We start from the raw sequence: 16,196 nt of genomic DNA on the forward strand, positions 1-16,196 counted from the left end.
AAATTTTCAGCTGCCTCGGCGGCTTTTTTGTTATCAAATGAATTAAGATGATTGCGACGGCCTAAAAGAATATGGTATTCTTAGACATAATTAATAATAAAGGTGGTTGTTTGAATGAGTTGGCATACGATTGCGGTTGAAAGTCGAACCGAAGCGGTAGAAGCGGTCGGTAATATTTTAATGGAAGCCGGGGCGGAAGGTATTCAGATTGAAGATGCCGCCGATGTCGAAAATTTTCAACCTAATGATGCGACGGTGATGATTGATTGGTCAACGGTGGACCACCGAACATCCGGAGCGAGAATTATCGGTTATTTTGAACAAAGTGTCCCTGTCCATGAATTGGCGTTGGATATTCAAAATCGGGTGCAAAATTTAACGACATTTGGTTTAGATTCGCGTCCGGGCACGGTGACGGTGCAATTGGTTAGAGATGAAGACTGGGCGACTGAATGGCAAAAATATTATCATCCAGTGCGGGTCACACGTCAATTGACAGTTGTCCCTAAATGGGAACATTATCAACCAGAAAATCCTTTAGAACAGCAGATTGTTCTAGACCCTGGACTGGCATTTGGAACTGGGACGCACCCCACAACGCAATTAATGTTGCAAGCATTAGAAATTGTTGTGCGAGGCAATGAAAGGTTACTAGACGTGGGGACGGGTTCAGGCGTTTTGAGCATTGCCGCTAAATTAATGGGCGTTAAGGCTGTAGTAGCCACTGACATTGACGAAGTCGCCGTTAAGTCTGCCCAAATGAATTTAGATTTGAATCCTGTCGCACAGGATGTACAAGTTTTTGCGAGCGATTTATTGCAGGATGTTCCCGCCCAGCAATTTGATATTGTAGTCGCCAATATGTTGACGGAAGTGTTGTTACCGCTTATCCCCGATGTTGAACATTACTTAAGCCCTACAGGTTATTTCTTGTTATCAGGAATTTACTATGACAAAATTGACGCGATTGTAGACGCTTTGCAACAAGCTAAGTATCAGGTTGAAGAAACTTTGCATCGTGGAGATTGGTATGGACTTGTTTGCCGATTAAAACCAGAAGCGGAGCGTTAATATGCAACGTTATTTTTTAAATCAAACGGCCCAAAATGAGCCGTTTCCACTAGACGAAAAAAATCGACACCATTTAATGACGGTATTAAGAGGGCAGGTGGGCACCAAATTAGAGTTGGTTGATAATCAACAAAATTTATACTTAGCTGAAGTTGTTGAAGTGGCAGCGACAGATACGATGGTTAAAATTAAAAAGCCTTTAACTTCGGAAGTTGCTCAATTAGAGCTGCCGGTAGCGGTGACTTTAATTTTAGGCTTAGCTAAGGGTGACAAACCTGAATTAGTGGTCCAAAAAGCGACAGAATTAGGCGTTCAAAGGATAATCTTTACAGAAACGCAATGGTCAGTCGTCCATTGGGGGAGTAAAGCAGAGCGTAAATTAGTAAGGTTGCAGAAAATTGCCGAGGGAGCGGCTGAACAAAGTCATCGATTAAGCGTACCAACGGTAGAATACTATGCTAGTTTAAAACAAGTGCCAGTTGATGAACAATCTGTGCGGATGGTTGCTTGGGAAGAGTCAGCAAAACAAGGCGAAAAGCGGCAATTTGTAAAAATGATAGAAGCAGCGATGCATTCAGGTCGTCTAACGGCGGTGATTGGGCCTGAAGGCGGGTTGTCGGGTGAAGAGTTAGCATGGTTGCAAGAAAATGACTTTACGGCCGCGGGCTTAGGCCCACGTATTTTACGAGCTGAAACGGCCCCGTTATATTTATTGAGTGCGGTGAGTTATGCGACAGAGTTATTAATGAATTAAAAAGGAGATCATGATGCGTGAATTAAGAAAAGTCCTTAATTGGAAATTTTGGGGCATGATGTTAATCTTTGGCCTTTTAATCCCTTGGGTGTTTAAGCAAGGTGGATCATCGGCTCAACCATATAGTGTGATTATTTCCCTTTTTGCGTTAAACAGTATTTTTAGCGTCTATGCTGGAAGCTTTTTACGAAAAAATGGGTCATTTTGGTATCTATTAATTATTTGGCCCTTAATTTTTCTAATTTCGATTTTGTTAGGTTATGTCCCAGCCATTTATGGTTATGCTTTTGCAGTTTTATATTTTGTTTTGAGCATTTTTGCATATACAGCTGGACAAGAAGATGACGTCGATATCGAAAAACAAATTCCGATTGATGGAGGAATCAAAGGCGTTTAAACTGATTTTTAGTTAGTAAGATTTAAAAGTCAGATGGTAACAAAAGACACTTTTATACTAAATTGATTAATTTTTAAAGAAAAATGTAATTCTTAAACTTTTTTTAACTTTTGCGGAATAAAAAATTAAGCGCGTCATTACGCGCTTTTTTTGTGCCCAAAAATGGGGATGTGGGACAAAATGGTGGGGGTTAGTGGTATTAAGTGGGATAAAGTGGTAAATTATACATAGTAAATTGTTCATATACCATGCTGATCAGGTTGACGAAAGGGGGAATCTTTTATGTTCATGGGATCTTATCAACATACATTAGATACTAAGAACCGCTTAATTATTCCTGCTAAATTTCGAAACCAATTAGGTGACAGTTTTGTCATAACAAAAGGGCATGAAAATTCGTTACATGCCTATACGGAAGCAGGTTGGGAACAATTTGAAGCTAAGCTAAACGAGTTGCCCTCAAATAATCCCAAAGTGCGTCAATATAAACGGGCGATTTTGGCTGGGGCTACGGTAGCTGAGTTTGATAAGCAAGGACGGGTTGTCGTGCCAGTAGCGCTCAAAGAACATGCTGGTTTGGATAAAGACGTCGTGATTATTGGATACGGTGAGCAAGAATTTGAAATTTGGGATGCGGCTAAGTTTGCGGCATACAATACTGAAGTAACAGAAAACTTTGATGATATTTCAGCTGATTTAGCTGACTTAGGCTTTGAAGTTTAAAGGTGGAGAAATAATGACAGAATTTAAACATGTCACCGTATTATTACAAGAAGCAATTGATAATTTAGCAGTACAGCCGGATGGCACTTATGTTGATGCAACGTTAGGTGGCGGTGGTCATTCGAAACTATTGGCTAGTCGTTTAGAGCACGGTAAATTATGGTCTTTTGACCAAGATCAAACCGCCATTACTTATAATCAAGAACATCTAAAAGAAGAAATTGCGGAGGATAAAATTGAATTAATTCCAGATAATTTTAGACATTTAACGCTGGCTTTAGCCGCACGGAACGTGTCCGGTATTGACGGGATTGTTTATGATTTGGGGGTTTCTTCTCCACAATTCGATGATGGCCAACGCGGTTTTTCTTATAATTATGATGCAATTTTGGATATGCGAATGGATCAAAGTCAAACTTTAACCGCTAAGATGGTGGTGAATGAATGGTCATTTAATGATTTGGTGCGTATTTTGTCCCGCTATGGGGAAGAAAAGTTTGCTAAGTCAATTGCGCGAGCGATTGAACGGCAGCGGTCAGAAGCACCGATTGAAACTACGTTTGAATTGGTTGATATTATTAAGTCGGCAATTCCGATGAAGGCTCGACGAACGGGTGGTCATCCAGCTAAGAAATCATTCCAGGCTATTCGAATTGCAGTGAATGACGAATTAGGAGCGGTGGAAGAATCGCTGCAACAAGCTTTAGATCTATTGAATGTTCATGGGCGTATCGCGGTCATTACTTTCCATAGTTTAGAAGATCGGTTGGTCAAAACGATGTTTAAAGAGAAGACGAGTTTACCTGATATGCCGGTTGGATTACCAGTGATTCCTGATGAAATGTTGCCTAATTTTAAATTAGTGACGCGTAAGCCAATTTATGCAAGCGATGAAGAATTAGCAGCTAATCATCGGGCGCATTCCGCTAAATTAAGAGTAATTGAACGGATAAAATGAAAGCTTGAATAAAAACAGAAAGGAACTAGATGAATGGTACAAAATGTACAGCGGCAGGCACGCCCGGTTCAAAGTAATCCGACACAACCTAAAGAGCGACCTTTACCGCGACAAATTGTTCATTTGTCACCAGTTTCTTGGCGCCGTGAAGTAGGGCACATAATTGTGGCAATTGTTGTGATGATGGCTTTTGGAGTAGGTAGTGTCTGGCTATCTAATCGAGCAACGATGTATAACGAAATTTCACAACAAAAAGCGACAGAATTAGATCATCTGCGCAATAAAAATAACGATGTTAAAGAACAGGTTAGTAATTTAACTAGTCAAGGTCGTTTGAATAAAATTGCGGAAAAATCGGGGATGACGCTAAATAATCAAAACATTAAGAATGTCAAATAAATTAAGGGAAACCAAACGGATGTTAAATAAGAGGAACTTAAAACGGTCTCATAGCGCAATTATTATTATTTTGTGTGTTTTGACGGTTATTGTTCTGTATATTAGCTACCGTTTTTTTAGTATTTCGGTAACTAAAACGGTGGATCAAGTCAATCTTGAAAAGCGGGCACAGAATCTATATAAAAACCAAGGCCAGGCTTCCGTAAAACGAGGCCAAATTTATGACTCAGTAGGAAATATTTTAGCGGAGAACGCGTCAGTTTATACTGTGATTGCAGTTTTGCAAAAAGATCAGCCTTCATATGTTAAAACTGATCAAGTCTCAGAGGTGAGCGAAAAATTAGCACAAGCTTTGGGTGGCGAAGCGAAAAATTACCAAAAAGTAATTCGTAATGGACAAAAGCAGAATTATTTTCAAGTGCAATTTGGGGCTAAAGGAGCTAATATTAGCCAAGATAAATATAAAAAGATGAAGGCAGCTAAGATTCCCGGGATTATTTATGAAGCCCATCCGGCCCGACTTTATCCAAATGGCCAATTTGCTTCAGATTTGATTGGAGCCGTCAGTGCGAAGGGATCTGATAACATCAAAGGGATTTCTGGAATTGAAGGTTCTTGGGATAAGCAATTGCAAGAGCGCGCCGGTCTTAGTGCGTTAAGTATTCGTAATAATTCAACGAATACTAACGAAAAAGCGGTGGAAGCCAAGAACGGTAATGATATTTATACCACGTTAAATATTAAGCTTCAGTCAACTTTGGAAGATAAGATGAATGTGTTGCAAAGTGATTTAAACCCAAAGCAATCTTTTGCGGCCATTGTGGACACAACGAATGGTAATATTGTAGCGGAGACTCAACGGCCCACATATAATGCAACAACTAATGAAGGCTTTGGGGATTTTTGGTCGAATATTTTAACACAGGAACCGTATGAACCAGGATCTGTTATGAAGGGAATCACCCTAGCGTCGGCGATTGACACGAATAACTGGGATGGTAATGCTACTTATAATTCTGGGCAGATTCAAATCGGTGATAAATTGGTTAAGGATTGGAATAATGGAAAAGGCTGGGGGCGGATTCCGTTTTCAGATGGAATCGCTGAATCTTCCAACGTGGCTATGGTTTTGACGGAACAAAAGATGGGGTCTAAAACTTGGGGTAAGTATATCGACCGGTTTAAATTCTTACGACCTACTGATGTCGGATTCAAGTCAGAAGCTGCGGGATCGATGAATTTCCGCTATCCGATTGAACAAGCCAGTACGGCTTTTGGACAAGGAATTCAGGTGACACCCATTCAAATGCTGCAAGCCTATTCGGCGATTGCTGGAAATGGTGATGAATTGAAGCCCCATGTGATTTCTAAAATCGTGGACCCGAATACGAAAAAAGTCATCTATAATGCTAAACGCGAAAAAGTTGGTAAGCCCATTAAAGCTTCAACAGCGGCTGCCACGCGACAAGAATTAGAGAACGTGATTTATAATCCTAAGGGAATTGGATCAATGTATGCAATTCCAGATGTGCGGACGACTGGAAAGTCCGGAACAGCCCAAATCGCAACTTCGAGTGGATATTCACAACCCGGTGATAATCGGAACGAAATTCATTCGTGGATGGGTATGGCGCCTTCCGACAAACCTCGGTATATGATGTACATTTTGGTGAAAGAGCCGCAGACGCATACTGATAATTTAGCTAAAGATATGTCAGATGTCTTCATTTCAACAATGCAACAAGCTTTGCAATTAAATAGTGATGACGAAAAAGTGGTAGTCAGTGATCGACAACAAATTAAAATGCCGACCGTGACAAATGAGGCTGTGAATAAGGCCAAGGTAGAAATTGAAGCGAACCATCTTAAAGTTGAAACGATTGGTGACGGAAAGCTAGTTAAACGTCAATATCCAGAAGGGGGACAAAGTAATTTGGCGAACGAACGCGTCTTTTTGCAAACTGGTGGCAATATTAAAGTGCCAGATATGCATGGTTGGTCAAAGCGTGATGTCTTAGCTTGGAGTAAAATGGTTGATATTAAAATTCATGCCAGTGGTGAAGGGTATTTGACGGAACAGTCAGTCTTACCGGATACGGCATTGTCTGATGGAATTCATGAAATTACTGTTAAATACGAGATTCCATAATCTGAGTGATAATTGTGTTTAATGAAAAGATTGAGGAGATAAGGGAGAGAAAGAATGTTTGATAAATGGTTGCCTGAGTTAGTTGTGGCATTTGTGGTTTCACTAGTAGTCACGGGCCTCTTACGGAAGTGGTTTTTGAAAATCAAGGTACAGCAATTAGTGATGCGCAGTAATGGCAAGGGCCCAGACCATCAAGCTAAAGCTGGGACGCCCACGATGGGGGGCGCTGGATTTATTGCGGTGGTGACTGTCGCCTTTTTGGTAAAGCAATTCTTCTTTGGTGGTATGAACCCAACGAGCTGGGCTATTCTTGTCGCAATTTTACTATATGCGTTTGTCGGAGGATTTGACGATAGTGTGAAAATTTTTGAACATCGTGATGAAGGTTTTCGGTTTTGGCCTAAATTGATTGTTCAAATCATTGCGGCATTCATTGCTTTTTCATTATTATTCATGGGTGATTTTGAATACACGTTGCATTTTGGCTTCTTTAATTTAGAAAATATCTTTGTCTTTGGTATCTTTACGGTTATTTGGTTAGTTGGTTGGTCAAACGCCGTGAATCTTTCTGATGGATTAGACGGCTTGGCGACCGGGTTGACAATCATCGCTTATAGTGCATATTTAATCATTGCATTGCAACACGGTAATTATGATGTGGCGGCCTTAGATGCCTTAGTGGTCGGAGCCTTGTTTGGCTTTTACTTTTGGAACCAAAATCCCGCTAAAATCTTTATGGGTGACACGGGTTCATTAGCTTTAGGGGCTGGATTAGCTATGAATTCACTCGCCCTTGGGATTGAGTGGTCATTGGTTGTGATTGGATTAGTTTTTGCTTTAGAAGCATTATCAGTTATGATTCAAGTTGGTAGCTATCACTGGCGCGGTAAGCGAGTCTTTTTGATGACCCCGATTCATCATGCTTTTGAAAAAGGTGGTTGGCGCATGGATCCCAAATATCCATGGAATGAGTGGCAAGTCGATGGACTCTTTTGGACGGTTGGGTTGCTAGTAGCATTACTTTATTTATTAATTTGGTTATAAACAGATAAACAATTGATTCAATTGGGAGAGATGATTTGATGACAAAGCGAGTATTAGTTATCGGTTTCGCACGTTCGGGCGCAGCAGCAGCGAAAATGATGTTAGGGCAAGGGGCCCAAGTAACGGTTTCTGATAATAATTTAGATTGGACGAATCCATTGGTGAAGCAGTTGGAAGCAAAAGGTGTGCAGTTTACGACTGAACAGGATGCTGCGTTGCTGAGTCAAGTTGATTTAATTATTAAAAATCCAGGGATACCGCATTCAATTCCAATTTTACAAACAGCTAAAAAATTGAATATCCCCATTGAAGTAGAAGTGGCTGAGGCGCAAAAATATATTCAAGGTAATTGGATTGCGGTTACGGGGTCTAATGGTAAGACGACTACGACGGAAATGATTGCGGCATTATTGCGCGCTGGGTCATCTGACCATACTAAAGTAGTTGTAGCTGGTAATATTGGGGTGCCAGTGAGCGAAGTGGTACCGAACCTAACTGCACATGATACTTTAATTACGGAGTTATCGAGTTTTCAATTATTTGATATGCCTGTTGTCAATCCGCATTTTGCGGTGTTAACCAATATTTTTTCATCGCATTTGAATTGGCATCGCGATCGAGCAGAATATGTTGAAACTAAAATGAAAATTACGCGCCAACAGACGGCTGATGATTATTTTATTGTTAACTGGGATAATGATGAATGGGTGGAGCTAGCGCAAACGACGCAAGCTCGAGTGGTACCTTATTCACGGTTAAATCGGATTCAGACGGGGGCTTACATGCAAGATGGATGGCTATATTTCCGACAAGAAGCAATTATGCCGGCTTCAGAGCTTGCGGTTCCGGGTGAGCATAATATAGAAAATGCTTTAGCAGCGATTGCCGTGGCCCGGTTAAATGAGGTACCAGCGCCATTGATTGCTCAAAAACTTAGCCACTTCACAGGTGTTGAACATCGGCTTCAGTATGTGACTCAATTAGCTGGGCGCAAAATTTATAATGACTCTAAAGCGACTGATATTGAAGCAACACAAAAGGCTTTGTCTGGCTTTGGGCAAAATGTGGTCTTATTAGCAGGAGGCCTAGATCGTGGTGATGATTTATCTCGATTAGCACCTGACTTTAAAGCGCACGTGAAGGCTTTAATTACTTTTGGTCAAACGGGGCCTAAATTAGCTAAGGTGGCCCAAGCGTTAGGTATTCCCGGGCAAGTTACTCAAGATGTAGCAACGGCTGTTCCAGTTGCTTTAGCGTTAAGTCAGCCGGACGATGTGATTTTGCTATCACCAGCGGCTGCTTCGTGGGACCAGTATCATACGTTTGAAGAGCGTGGTGATCGCTTTATGGCAGCGATTCAGGCACAAAAAGGAGAGTAAACATGAAAGTGGTTTTTTCAGGTGGAGGGACAGGTGGTCACATTTACCCCGCCTTGGCGACAATTGAGACTTGGCAACAGCAAGATTCTACATTAGAAGTTTTGTATATTGGTGGCGAGCGCGGTTTAGAAAAAGAAATCGTTTCTGGGGCTGGAGTTGCGTTTAAGGCAGTGAAAATTCAAGGATTTGTCCGCAAACTGTCATTGGAAAATTTCAAAACTGTATATTTATTTTTAGAAGCGGTGCAAAAAGCTAAGCGGATGTTGCGCGATTTTCAACCGGATGTCGTTGTGGGGACCGGGGGTTATGTTTCTGGGCCGGTACTTTATGCGGCCCAATTACTTAAAATTCCCACGGTTATTCATGAACAAAATTCGGTAGTTGGAATTACTAATAAGTTTTTAAGCCGACACGTAACTAAGGTGGGTGTGGCGTTCCCGGCAGCATTATCAGCCTTTAAAAATGCTACCGTCGTTGGAAATCCGCGTGCGCAACAAGTGGCTTCCGCTAATGGACAAAATGATTTTACTTTGGAAGCATTCGAATTGGTAAATGATAAACCAACTGCTTTGATTTTTGGAGGATCGCAAGGCGCCCCTAAACTTAATCAAGCGGTCGTAGAGGCGTTACCGCGTTTAAATCAGGCACAATATCAAGTGATTTTTGCGACTGGTAAAAATCGGTATGCTGCGTTACAAGATGAATTAACTCAGCAAAAAATTACTGTTGGACATCAGGTTAAAATTGTGCCATATATTTCCAACATGCAAGAATTGATGCCATTGGTTGACGTGGTTGTTGGACGCGCCGGAGCGACTAGCTTGGCGGAACAAACCGCTTTGGGAAAGCCAATGATTTTAATTCCTAGTCCATATGTGACAAATGATCACCAAACTAAAAATGCGCAAAGTATGGCGGATGCTGGGGCAGCAACCCTTTTGCGGGAAGCGGAGCTAGATGGCAATCATTTGGCTGATGCTTTAGATGAAATTATGTTAAATCCCACTAAGCGTCAGGCAATGGCTCAAAGTTCACAAGCTTTGGGAATTCCAGATGCCGCTAATCAATTTATTACTTTAATTCAAACCACCTTAGCAGCGAAGTAGCGGTTAAATTTTTATTGAAAGGAGTTTAAGATGCCTCAATTATCAAAATTCGCCAGTATCCAAAAATGGGTGAAACAGTATTTAGGACGACATTTGAACTCTTTTCAAACCATTACGCCCGATGCTGATGCAATTGTTGATACGCCGGCGCAAAAGCGTAAGCGTCGTAAACAATTAACCAACGTTGAACGTAATAGTGTACATATGTTAGTCATATTTGTTTTATTGAGTGGCTTTTTAGCTTTGCTGATTTCACCGGTCGCTACGGTAAAAAAGGTGACAGTCGTTGGGAATCGTGATTTAACGAAAAAAGATGTATTAAGAGCCGCCAATGTTAAAAATGAGCATATGTTTGCTTGGCAATTATTTAGTGAACAGCAATATTTTATACAGGAAGCGCAAAAAGATCCGGCGATTCAAGCCATGCATATTAAGTTTTTAACCCCAACAATTGCTCAAATCAAAATTGAAGAAAATGTCAAGGTGGGAATTATCCAGCAAAAGCAACAAGAGAAGTATCTATTAGCCGATGGACAGACGATGCCGGTTGAAAAGGATGCCAATACGATTCGCAACTTACCAACTTATAATGGCTTTAAACATCAGAATGATTTATTGTTGGTTGCCAAACAGTTTGGACATTTATCACAAGCATTGCGTAGTAGTGTTTCAGAGGTAATTTGGTCACCAGTTGCTGAAAATAATCAGCGAGTGATTCTCATTATGAATGATGGAAATAAAGTGTTAGTTAATGCTAATCAGATTGATAAAAAACTAAAGTATTATCCGGGGATGGTTGTACAAACGCATCAAAATGGGACATTTGATTTCCAAGTTGGTTCATTTTTTAAGCCATATTAATGAATTTAGTTGAAATGCGCTTTTGGGTAACAAATGTGACAAGATGCCAAAAAAGTAAGAATATCAACTCGTTTATGTAATTTAAATGGTAATTTGCCTTGCTTTTATGGTATTATTTTAAGTATAAAATTAATCTTATTTATTATAGGATGATTGAACATTAAGGAGGAGCTGAAATGGCTAATCACGGTATGGTTGTTGGATTAGATATCGGAACTAATACTGTTAAAATCTTAGTTGCCGATGTTCGAAACCAGCAAGTCAATGTGATTGCTGTGGGACGTTCTGTTTCGCATGGTGTCAAGCGGGGAATAGTAGTTGATATTGATGCAGTGGCTCAGGATATTCGCACGGCATTGACCCAAGTCGAAGAACAGACGAATCAAAAATTTCATGAAGTGATTGCTAGCATTCCGGCTACTGCGATTAAAATGCGACACTTGCACGGAAGTGTTGCGGTAAAAGATTCGCAACATATTTCATATCATGATGTTAATACAGTAGTCCGTGCTGCAACGAAGATACCTCTGGAACATGATCAAGCAATTTTGGATATTACCGATTCTGAATTTAGTGTTGATGATTTACAAGGTGTTTTAGATCCTAATGATATGGTTGGAAATCACCTTGGCTTTGATGCTACTGCCTATATAGGTCCGCGTTTGTTAATTTCGAATTTACAAGCGGCGATTGAACGAGCAGGCTTACACTTGCATGATATGGTTTTGGCACCTTTGGCTATGAGCCAAACGATTGTGTCAGATGGCGAGCAAGAGTTTGGAGCGATTTTGTTAGATTTAGGTGCCGGACAAACAACTGCGACAATCGTACATCAACATCAAATACGGCAAATCACAACCTATTCAGCGGGTGGGACCAATATTTCAAAAGATATTAGTACCGTCTTAGGCATTAGTGAAAAAGATGCTGAAACGTTGAAGTTGGATTCAGGGGTGGTGGCTCCGCAATTTGCCAATGCGAAAAATATGTTGACGATTCAGCCTGTTGGGAAGGACGATCAACGGATTTCAGAAGAAGAATTAAGCGAAATCATTGGTGCTCGCGTACAACAAATTGTGAATAAAATTGGTGAGCGTTTAGATGCCGCTGGAGCGTTTAGCTTACCGGGAGGCATGATTGTGACCGGTGGTGGGGCATCATTGCGCAATATGCAAGATGTCTTACAGATGGCTTATGGAATTAATGTTAAACTATTTATGCCCCGTGAAATTGGATTACAAAATCCAGCATATGTTGGAGCTTGGTCATTAGTTCACTATGCCGCGAAACAAAGTAATGTGGCCTTATTAATTAAGCAATCGCTATATGGGTTGCCTTTGACGATTAATCAGCAACCAATCGATCAGCAATTCATTGAGGGTTCACAAAACAATGCTAGGCAAGTTAAACCACAAACAACGCAATCAGTTCCTGACAGAGATTATGACTATGATCAACCAGTTGAAACTGGTCCGCGGTCTCAGCAGAGTTGGTGGCAACGTATTCGCAACTGGTTTAGCGATGAACTATTTAACTAAATTAATGAAAGTATAGAAGAGGTTTAACCCCATGGAAATGCAAATGGAAAATCAACCAATTGGTGCAGCAATTAAGGTGATTGGTGTTGGTGGTGGTGGTGGTAACGCGATCGCCCAGATGGTCGAAAGTGGCGTCACAGGTGTTCAATTTATTGTTGCCAATACTGACGCACAAGCTTTGGCTAGTTCACCGGCCGAAGTGAAAATTCAAATCGGAGCCAAGGCCACGAAGGGACTTGGTGCCGGGGCTTTGCCGGAAGTTGGGGCTGAAGCAGCCACCGAGTCAGAAGCTGAAATTTCAGAAGCTCTTGAAGGTGCTGATATGGTCTTTGTGACAGCCGGAATGGGTGGTGGAACTGGAACGGGTGCCGCGCCGATTATTGCACGAATCGCCAAAGAAGCTGGTGCCTTAACGGTGGGAGTGGTAACACGTCCATTTAGTTTTGAAGGACCTAAGCGTGGAACGGCAGCTGCTGAAGGGTTAGCCAATCTAAAAAAGAACGTTGATTCTTTGATTGTTGTATCAAATAATAATTTATTACAAGTTCTTGATCGGAATACAACGATGGTTGATGCCTTTAAGATGGCGGATTCGGTTCTGGTTAATGGTGTGAGTGGAATTTCACAGCTAATTACTAATCCTGGTTTGATTAACGTCGACTTTGCGGACGTTAAAACGGTCATGGCTAATAAGGGAACTGCGGTAATGGGAATTGCTTCAGCGAGTGGCGAGGGAGCTGCTACTGAAGCAACAAAGGCGGCTATTAAATCACCTTTGTTAGAATCAAAGATTGATGGCGCAACAGATGTCTTGCTTTCAGTAAAGGGAAGTTATAGTATGCCATTGTTTGCCGCACAAGAAGCTGCTGATGCAATTAAGGAAGCTGCTGGTGATGATGTAAACGTCATCTTTGGAACCACCTTGGATGAGTCTTTGGGTGAAGATATTGTGGTTACCGTTGTGGCAACTGGAATTGATCGTCAAGCGACTGCTAAGTCTGAATTGAATTTGAAAGCTAATGGGGCTAAGGGTGAAACGACCGCCCGTGTTCAATCACAAGTTAAAACGAATGATCCATTCGCTGGCTGGAATGCTTTTGATCAGACTCAAAGTACACCAGAAGAACGGGATAGTCGGAACGGACAAGCCACTGAATCAGTTTCAGATGAAACAGAATCATTTGATAATTTTTCAAATGATAACGTGCAAGTGGATGAGGACGAAGTTGAACGGCCACCATTCTTTTCATGGAAAAACCGTAGCAACAACTAACGGAGAATAGGAAATGGGATTCATGGATACATTTAAAAAATTTTTCAATTCAGATGAAGAAGATTATGAGTATAGTGCATCATCGCAAGGTTACTACAATGGATCAGACGTAGATGATCAACAAGGAACTGAGCGGGAGCCAATCCCTGACTCACGCCCAAAGGCTAATAATCAGCACGCGAATGTGTTGGCTATGGACGGTCGTAATAGTGATGACGTGGCTAAAATTATTGTTTTCGAACCACGGATTTATTCAGACGTTAAAGAAATTGTCAACGAAATTTTAGATGGAAATGCGGCTTTAGTGAACTTCAGCTCAATTGATAATGCGCAATCAATGCGGATTGTAGATTATCTAGCTGGGGCAGCACAGTCCGTTGATGGAAGTGTTCAACGAATTGGTGAATCAATTTTCTTAGCTACTCCACATAATTTTGAAATCTCTGGGACAATTTCACAAAATTTGGGCAACGCGTTTGATTAACCAGAGAGGTAAATAAATGTTGTTGATTTTTGCAATTTTAAGGATGCTCATTGAAGCGTTAGAATTAATAATCGTCATCGTCGCCTTTATGTCATGGATTCCAGGTGCTGCCGAAAACAAATTTGGTCAGACCTTAATTCAGTTGGCTGACATTGTCGTTGAACCGATTCGCAAGCTTTTGCCTAAAACGAACTTTTTAGACTTTTCACCGATTTTTGCTATTTTACTCTTGCAAGCGGCAGCAACTGGTTTAGGAGTTTTGGCACGGGTGATAAGTTAGGGGGACGATTATGGGAAGTGATGCTATTAAACAGCATTTTCGACCGGAAGAGGCCCAATTTGTCGATCAAGCCCAAGGACTAGTGAATCAAGCGGCTAATGAGTATCGGCCGGTTTTATCAAATTTTTTAAATCCGCGTCAGCGTTATATTTTACAAACTTTGGTCAACCGGCAAGCGGATATTAAAGTAACATTTCATGGCGGCTTTGATCAAGCTGAAAGTCAACGGGCTTTAATTTATCCTGATTATTATGCGGTGCAATTTGATGATTTCCAGGTAACATTATTGGAAATTAAGTATGCCGAGCGGTTTGAAACTTTACGGCATAGTAGTATTTTAGGCGCATTAATTCACGCTGGGCTAAAGCGCGAATCATTTGGTGATTTAATCTATGCTGATCAGCATTGGCAACTGGCAATTAGTAAGCCATTGGTTGCATTTTTGGAATTAGAGCTTACACGGATTGGACATGTGAAAATTCAATTTGAAGCGATTCCGCTTGAAAAGCAGTTGCCCAGTAGTTTAGATGGTGAGCTGAAAGATTTACTTATATCGGCATTAAGGTTGGATATTCTGGTTGCAAATGGTTATAATATACCTAGGTCACAAGCAAAGGAACTCATTGAACGAGGACAGGTGCGTGTGAACTGGGTCACTAGGGAACAGCCTGATTTGCAGGTGGGAATTAATGACTTAATATCAGTTCGGCATTACGGTCGATTGATTATCGATACGGTGAACGGACAAACTAAAAAAGATAAATGGCGCTTAAGCTTGAGAATTATCAGAAAATAGGAAGAGGTATGCACATGGCACTGACACCACAAGAAATTCATTCAAAAGATTTTACCAGTCGTGGACGTGGCTTTGATAAAGTCGAAGTCAATGACTTTTTGGATCAAATTGTCATTGATTTTGAAAATTTAATTAATGAAAATCAAACGCTAAAAACCAAGGTGGCTGATGCGGAAGCTAACGCCCAACAAGTTGAAGAAATGAAGCAATCAGTCAATTCTTCAATTTTAATCGCACAAGAAGCAGCGGAACGTTTAAAGAAGCAAACCGAATCAGAAGTTGAAGCTACACGTAATCAAGCAGAAGAACAAGCTCAAAAGATTGTTTTGGATGCGACAACGAAAGCTAACAGTGTTTTGACGGATGCTAACCAAAAGGCTGCACAAACTAAGCAAGAGTCTGATCAAGAGATTCAAAAATTGACTGCTGAAAAAGATGCTTTGACGCAAGAAATGGCTGCATTTAAAGAACATTTGGTTGGCGTTTTGCAAAACCAAATTGATTTGGTTAATGGTAACCCTGATTGGCAAAAAATTGGCCGAAGCGAAATGCCTGCTTCAAATACGACAGCTGAGTCAGAGTTGGCTGATAATGGGGAGCCAGCTTCAATGGCTGCATCTGAAGCAAGCACTGTGAACGACTCTGAAGCTGAAGTGAAATCTGAAAAAGATGATGCATTTGATTTTGAGGCAGCGGTGCAAGCTAAATTAGCAGAATTTTCAAATAAAGATACGTCGGCTGATAATAGCAAGGATGTTGATACCGTAGTGGTTCTTCCTGAAGATGAATCTAACCGAGATCAAATCTTGAATAAAGAATAGGCTTACTTAACAAAATGCGTTTAAAAAACACTTTACAGCGACTCGGAAATGGTGGAAGCCGAGAGGTTAAGTTTAAACGTTTATCACTAAGTAATTAAATTTAATTTTTCTAAGAGGCCATGATGAATGGTAAACTCGGGTGGTACCACGTTACTTAAACGTC

The 16,196-nt window shown here is 40.9% G+C and carries 17 protein-coding genes; all 17 read left to right on the forward strand.

The genetic code is table 11. From position 1 onward, the window contains the following. Positions 1-114: 114 nt before the first annotated feature. The 17 genes from prmA to ACJQWY_RS01635 all read left to right on the forward strand — a co-directional run bounded on the left by prmA (position 115) and on the right by ACJQWY_RS01635 (position 16,033). The gene (gene prmA, locus ACJQWY_RS01555) at positions 115-1,071 is read left to right on the forward strand and encodes a 50S ribosomal protein L11 methyltransferase (protein WP_407076002.1); all 957 of its coding nucleotides are present in this window, start codon (positions 115-117) and stop codon (positions 1,069-1,071) included. A gap of 1 nt (position 1,072) precedes the next feature. Continuing rightward, a complete protein-coding gene (locus tag ACJQWY_RS01560) occupies positions 1,073-1,825 on the forward strand; it encodes an RsmE family RNA methyltransferase (protein WP_407076003.1) in 753 nt (250 codons plus the stop codon). Between the two features lie 13 nt (positions 1,826-1,838). Next, positions 1,839-2,222 carry a hypothetical protein gene (locus ACJQWY_RS01565; RefSeq protein ID WP_407076004.1) on the forward strand — a complete coding sequence of 128 codons (384 nt, stop codon included), beginning with the start codon at positions 1,839-1,841 and terminating at the stop codon, positions 2,220-2,222. A 282-nt stretch (positions 2,223-2,504) separates the two neighbouring features. Then, positions 2,505-2,945 carry a division/cell wall cluster transcriptional repressor MraZ gene (gene mraZ / locus ACJQWY_RS01570; RefSeq protein WP_407076005.1) on the forward strand — a complete coding sequence of 147 codons (441 nt, stop codon included), beginning with the start codon at positions 2,505-2,507 and terminating at the stop codon, positions 2,943-2,945. Positions 2,946-2,958: 13 nt separating this feature from the next. After that, the gene (gene rsmH / locus ACJQWY_RS01575) at positions 2,959-3,903 is read left to right on the forward strand and encodes a 16S rRNA (cytosine(1402)-N(4))-methyltransferase RsmH (RefSeq protein WP_407076006.1); all 945 of its coding nucleotides are present in this window, start codon (positions 2,959-2,961) and stop codon (positions 3,901-3,903) included. A 33-nt stretch (positions 3,904-3,936) separates the two neighbouring features. Further along, positions 3,937-4,302, forward strand: coding sequence for a cell division protein FtsL (gene ftsL, locus ACJQWY_RS01580; RefSeq protein ID WP_407076007.1), 366 nt, complete (start codon positions 3,937-3,939; stop codon positions 4,300-4,302). A gap of 19 nt (positions 4,303-4,321) precedes the next feature. After that, on the forward strand, positions 4,322-6,451 hold the full coding sequence (locus tag ACJQWY_RS01585) for a penicillin-binding transpeptidase domain-containing protein (RefSeq protein ID WP_407076008.1): 2,130 nt from the start codon (positions 4,322-4,324) through the stop codon (positions 6,449-6,451). A gap of 54 nt (positions 6,452-6,505) precedes the next feature. Further along, entirely contained in the window at positions 6,506-7,495 is a 990-nt protein-coding gene (mraY, locus tag ACJQWY_RS01590; protein WP_407076009.1) for a phospho-N-acetylmuramoyl-pentapeptide-transferase, read from the forward strand. Between the two features lie 38 nt (positions 7,496-7,533). Continuing rightward, entirely contained in the window at positions 7,534-8,874 is a 1,341-nt protein-coding gene (gene murD / locus ACJQWY_RS01595) for a UDP-N-acetylmuramoyl-L-alanine--D-glutamate ligase (RefSeq protein ID WP_407076010.1), read from the forward strand. A gap of 2 nt (positions 8,875-8,876) precedes the next feature. Further along, positions 8,877-9,980, forward strand: coding sequence for an undecaprenyldiphospho-muramoylpentapeptide beta-N-acetylglucosaminyltransferase (murG, locus tag ACJQWY_RS01600; RefSeq protein ID WP_407076011.1), 1,104 nt, complete (start codon positions 8,877-8,879; stop codon positions 9,978-9,980). Positions 9,981-10,010: 30 nt separating this feature from the next. Further along, entirely contained in the window at positions 10,011-10,841 is an 831-nt protein-coding gene (locus ACJQWY_RS01605) for a cell division protein FtsQ/DivIB (RefSeq protein ID WP_407076012.1), read from the forward strand. Between the two features lie 176 nt (positions 10,842-11,017). Then, a complete protein-coding gene (gene ftsA / locus ACJQWY_RS01610) occupies positions 11,018-12,379 on the forward strand; it encodes a cell division protein FtsA (RefSeq protein WP_407076013.1) in 1,362 nt (453 codons plus the stop codon). Positions 12,380-12,410: 31 nt separating this feature from the next. Further along, positions 12,411-13,652, forward strand: a complete 1,242-nt coding sequence (ftsZ, locus tag ACJQWY_RS01615; protein WP_407076014.1) for a cell division protein FtsZ — start codon at positions 12,411-12,413, stop codon at positions 13,650-13,652. Between the two features lie 22 nt (positions 13,653-13,674). After that, positions 13,675-14,136 (forward strand): cell division protein SepF, encoded by a 462-nt coding sequence (locus ACJQWY_RS01620; protein ID WP_407076015.1) that lies wholly within the window; start codon positions 13,675-13,677, stop codon positions 14,134-14,136. Positions 14,137-14,152: 16 nt separating this feature from the next. Next, positions 14,153-14,416, forward strand: coding sequence for a YggT family protein (locus tag ACJQWY_RS01625; protein ID WP_407076016.1), 264 nt, complete (start codon positions 14,153-14,155; stop codon positions 14,414-14,416). Positions 14,417-14,426: 10 nt separating this feature from the next. After that, positions 14,427-15,212, forward strand: coding sequence for a YlmH family RNA-binding protein (locus ACJQWY_RS01630; protein WP_407076017.1), 786 nt, complete (start codon positions 14,427-14,429; stop codon positions 15,210-15,212). A gap of 14 nt (positions 15,213-15,226) precedes the next feature. Continuing rightward, positions 15,227-16,033 (forward strand): DivIVA domain-containing protein, encoded by an 807-nt coding sequence (locus ACJQWY_RS01635; protein ID WP_407076018.1) that lies wholly within the window; start codon positions 15,227-15,229, stop codon positions 16,031-16,033. The last annotated feature ends 163 nt before the right edge of the window (positions 16,034-16,196 follow it).

This window comes from Weissella kandleri (genome assembly GCF_045504165.1).
In the GTDB taxonomy this organism is placed as follows: domain Bacteria; phylum Bacillota; class Bacilli; order Lactobacillales; family Lactobacillaceae; genus Weissella; species Weissella kandleri_A.

Bases quoted from the DNA above. Each gene is read 5' to 3' on its own strand.
- ACJQWY_RS01565 (WP_407076004.1), top strand. From the start codon at position 1,839: ATGCGTGAATTAAGAAAAGTCCTTAATTGGAAATTTTGGGGCATGATG.
- ACJQWY_RS01605 (WP_407076012.1), top strand. From the start codon at position 10,011: ATGCCTCAATTATCAAAATTCGCCAGTATCCAAAAATGGGTGAAACAG.
- ftsL (WP_407076007.1), top strand. From the start codon at position 3,937: ATGGTACAAAATGTACAGCGGCAGGCACGCCCGGTTCAAAGTAATCCG.
- ACJQWY_RS01625 (WP_407076016.1), top strand. From the start codon at position 14,153: ATGTTGTTGATTTTTGCAATTTTAAGGATGCTCATTGAAGCGTTAGAA.
- rsmH (WP_407076006.1), top strand. From the start codon at position 2,959: ATGACAGAATTTAAACATGTCACCGTATTATTACAAGAAGCAATTGAT.
- ftsA (WP_407076013.1), top strand. From the start codon at position 11,018: ATGGCTAATCACGGTATGGTTGTTGGATTAGATATCGGAACTAATACT.
- murD (WP_407076010.1), top strand. From the start codon at position 7,534: ATGACAAAGCGAGTATTAGTTATCGGTTTCGCACGTTCGGGCGCAGCA.
- ACJQWY_RS01585 (WP_407076008.1), top strand. From the start codon at position 4,322: ATGTTAAATAAGAGGAACTTAAAACGGTCTCATAGCGCAATTATTATT.
- ftsZ (WP_407076014.1), top strand. From the start codon at position 12,411: ATGGAAATGCAAATGGAAAATCAACCAATTGGTGCAGCAATTAAGGTG.
- ACJQWY_RS01635 (WP_407076018.1), top strand. From the start codon at position 15,227: ATGGCACTGACACCACAAGAAATTCATTCAAAAGATTTTACCAGTCGT.
- prmA (WP_407076002.1), top strand. From the start codon at position 115: ATGAGTTGGCATACGATTGCGGTTGAAAGTCGAACCGAAGCGGTAGAA.
- mraY (WP_407076009.1), top strand. From the start codon at position 6,506: ATGTTTGATAAATGGTTGCCTGAGTTAGTTGTGGCATTTGTGGTTTCA.
- murG (WP_407076011.1), top strand. From the start codon at position 8,877: ATGAAAGTGGTTTTTTCAGGTGGAGGGACAGGTGGTCACATTTACCCC.
- ACJQWY_RS01620 (WP_407076015.1), top strand. From the start codon at position 13,675: ATGGATACATTTAAAAAATTTTTCAATTCAGATGAAGAAGATTATGAG.
- mraZ (WP_407076005.1), top strand. From the start codon at position 2,505: ATGTTCATGGGATCTTATCAACATACATTAGATACTAAGAACCGCTTA.
- ACJQWY_RS01630 (WP_407076017.1), top strand. From the start codon at position 14,427: ATGGGAAGTGATGCTATTAAACAGCATTTTCGACCGGAAGAGGCCCAA.
- ACJQWY_RS01560 (WP_407076003.1), top strand. From the start codon at position 1,073: ATGCAACGTTATTTTTTAAATCAAACGGCCCAAAATGAGCCGTTTCCA.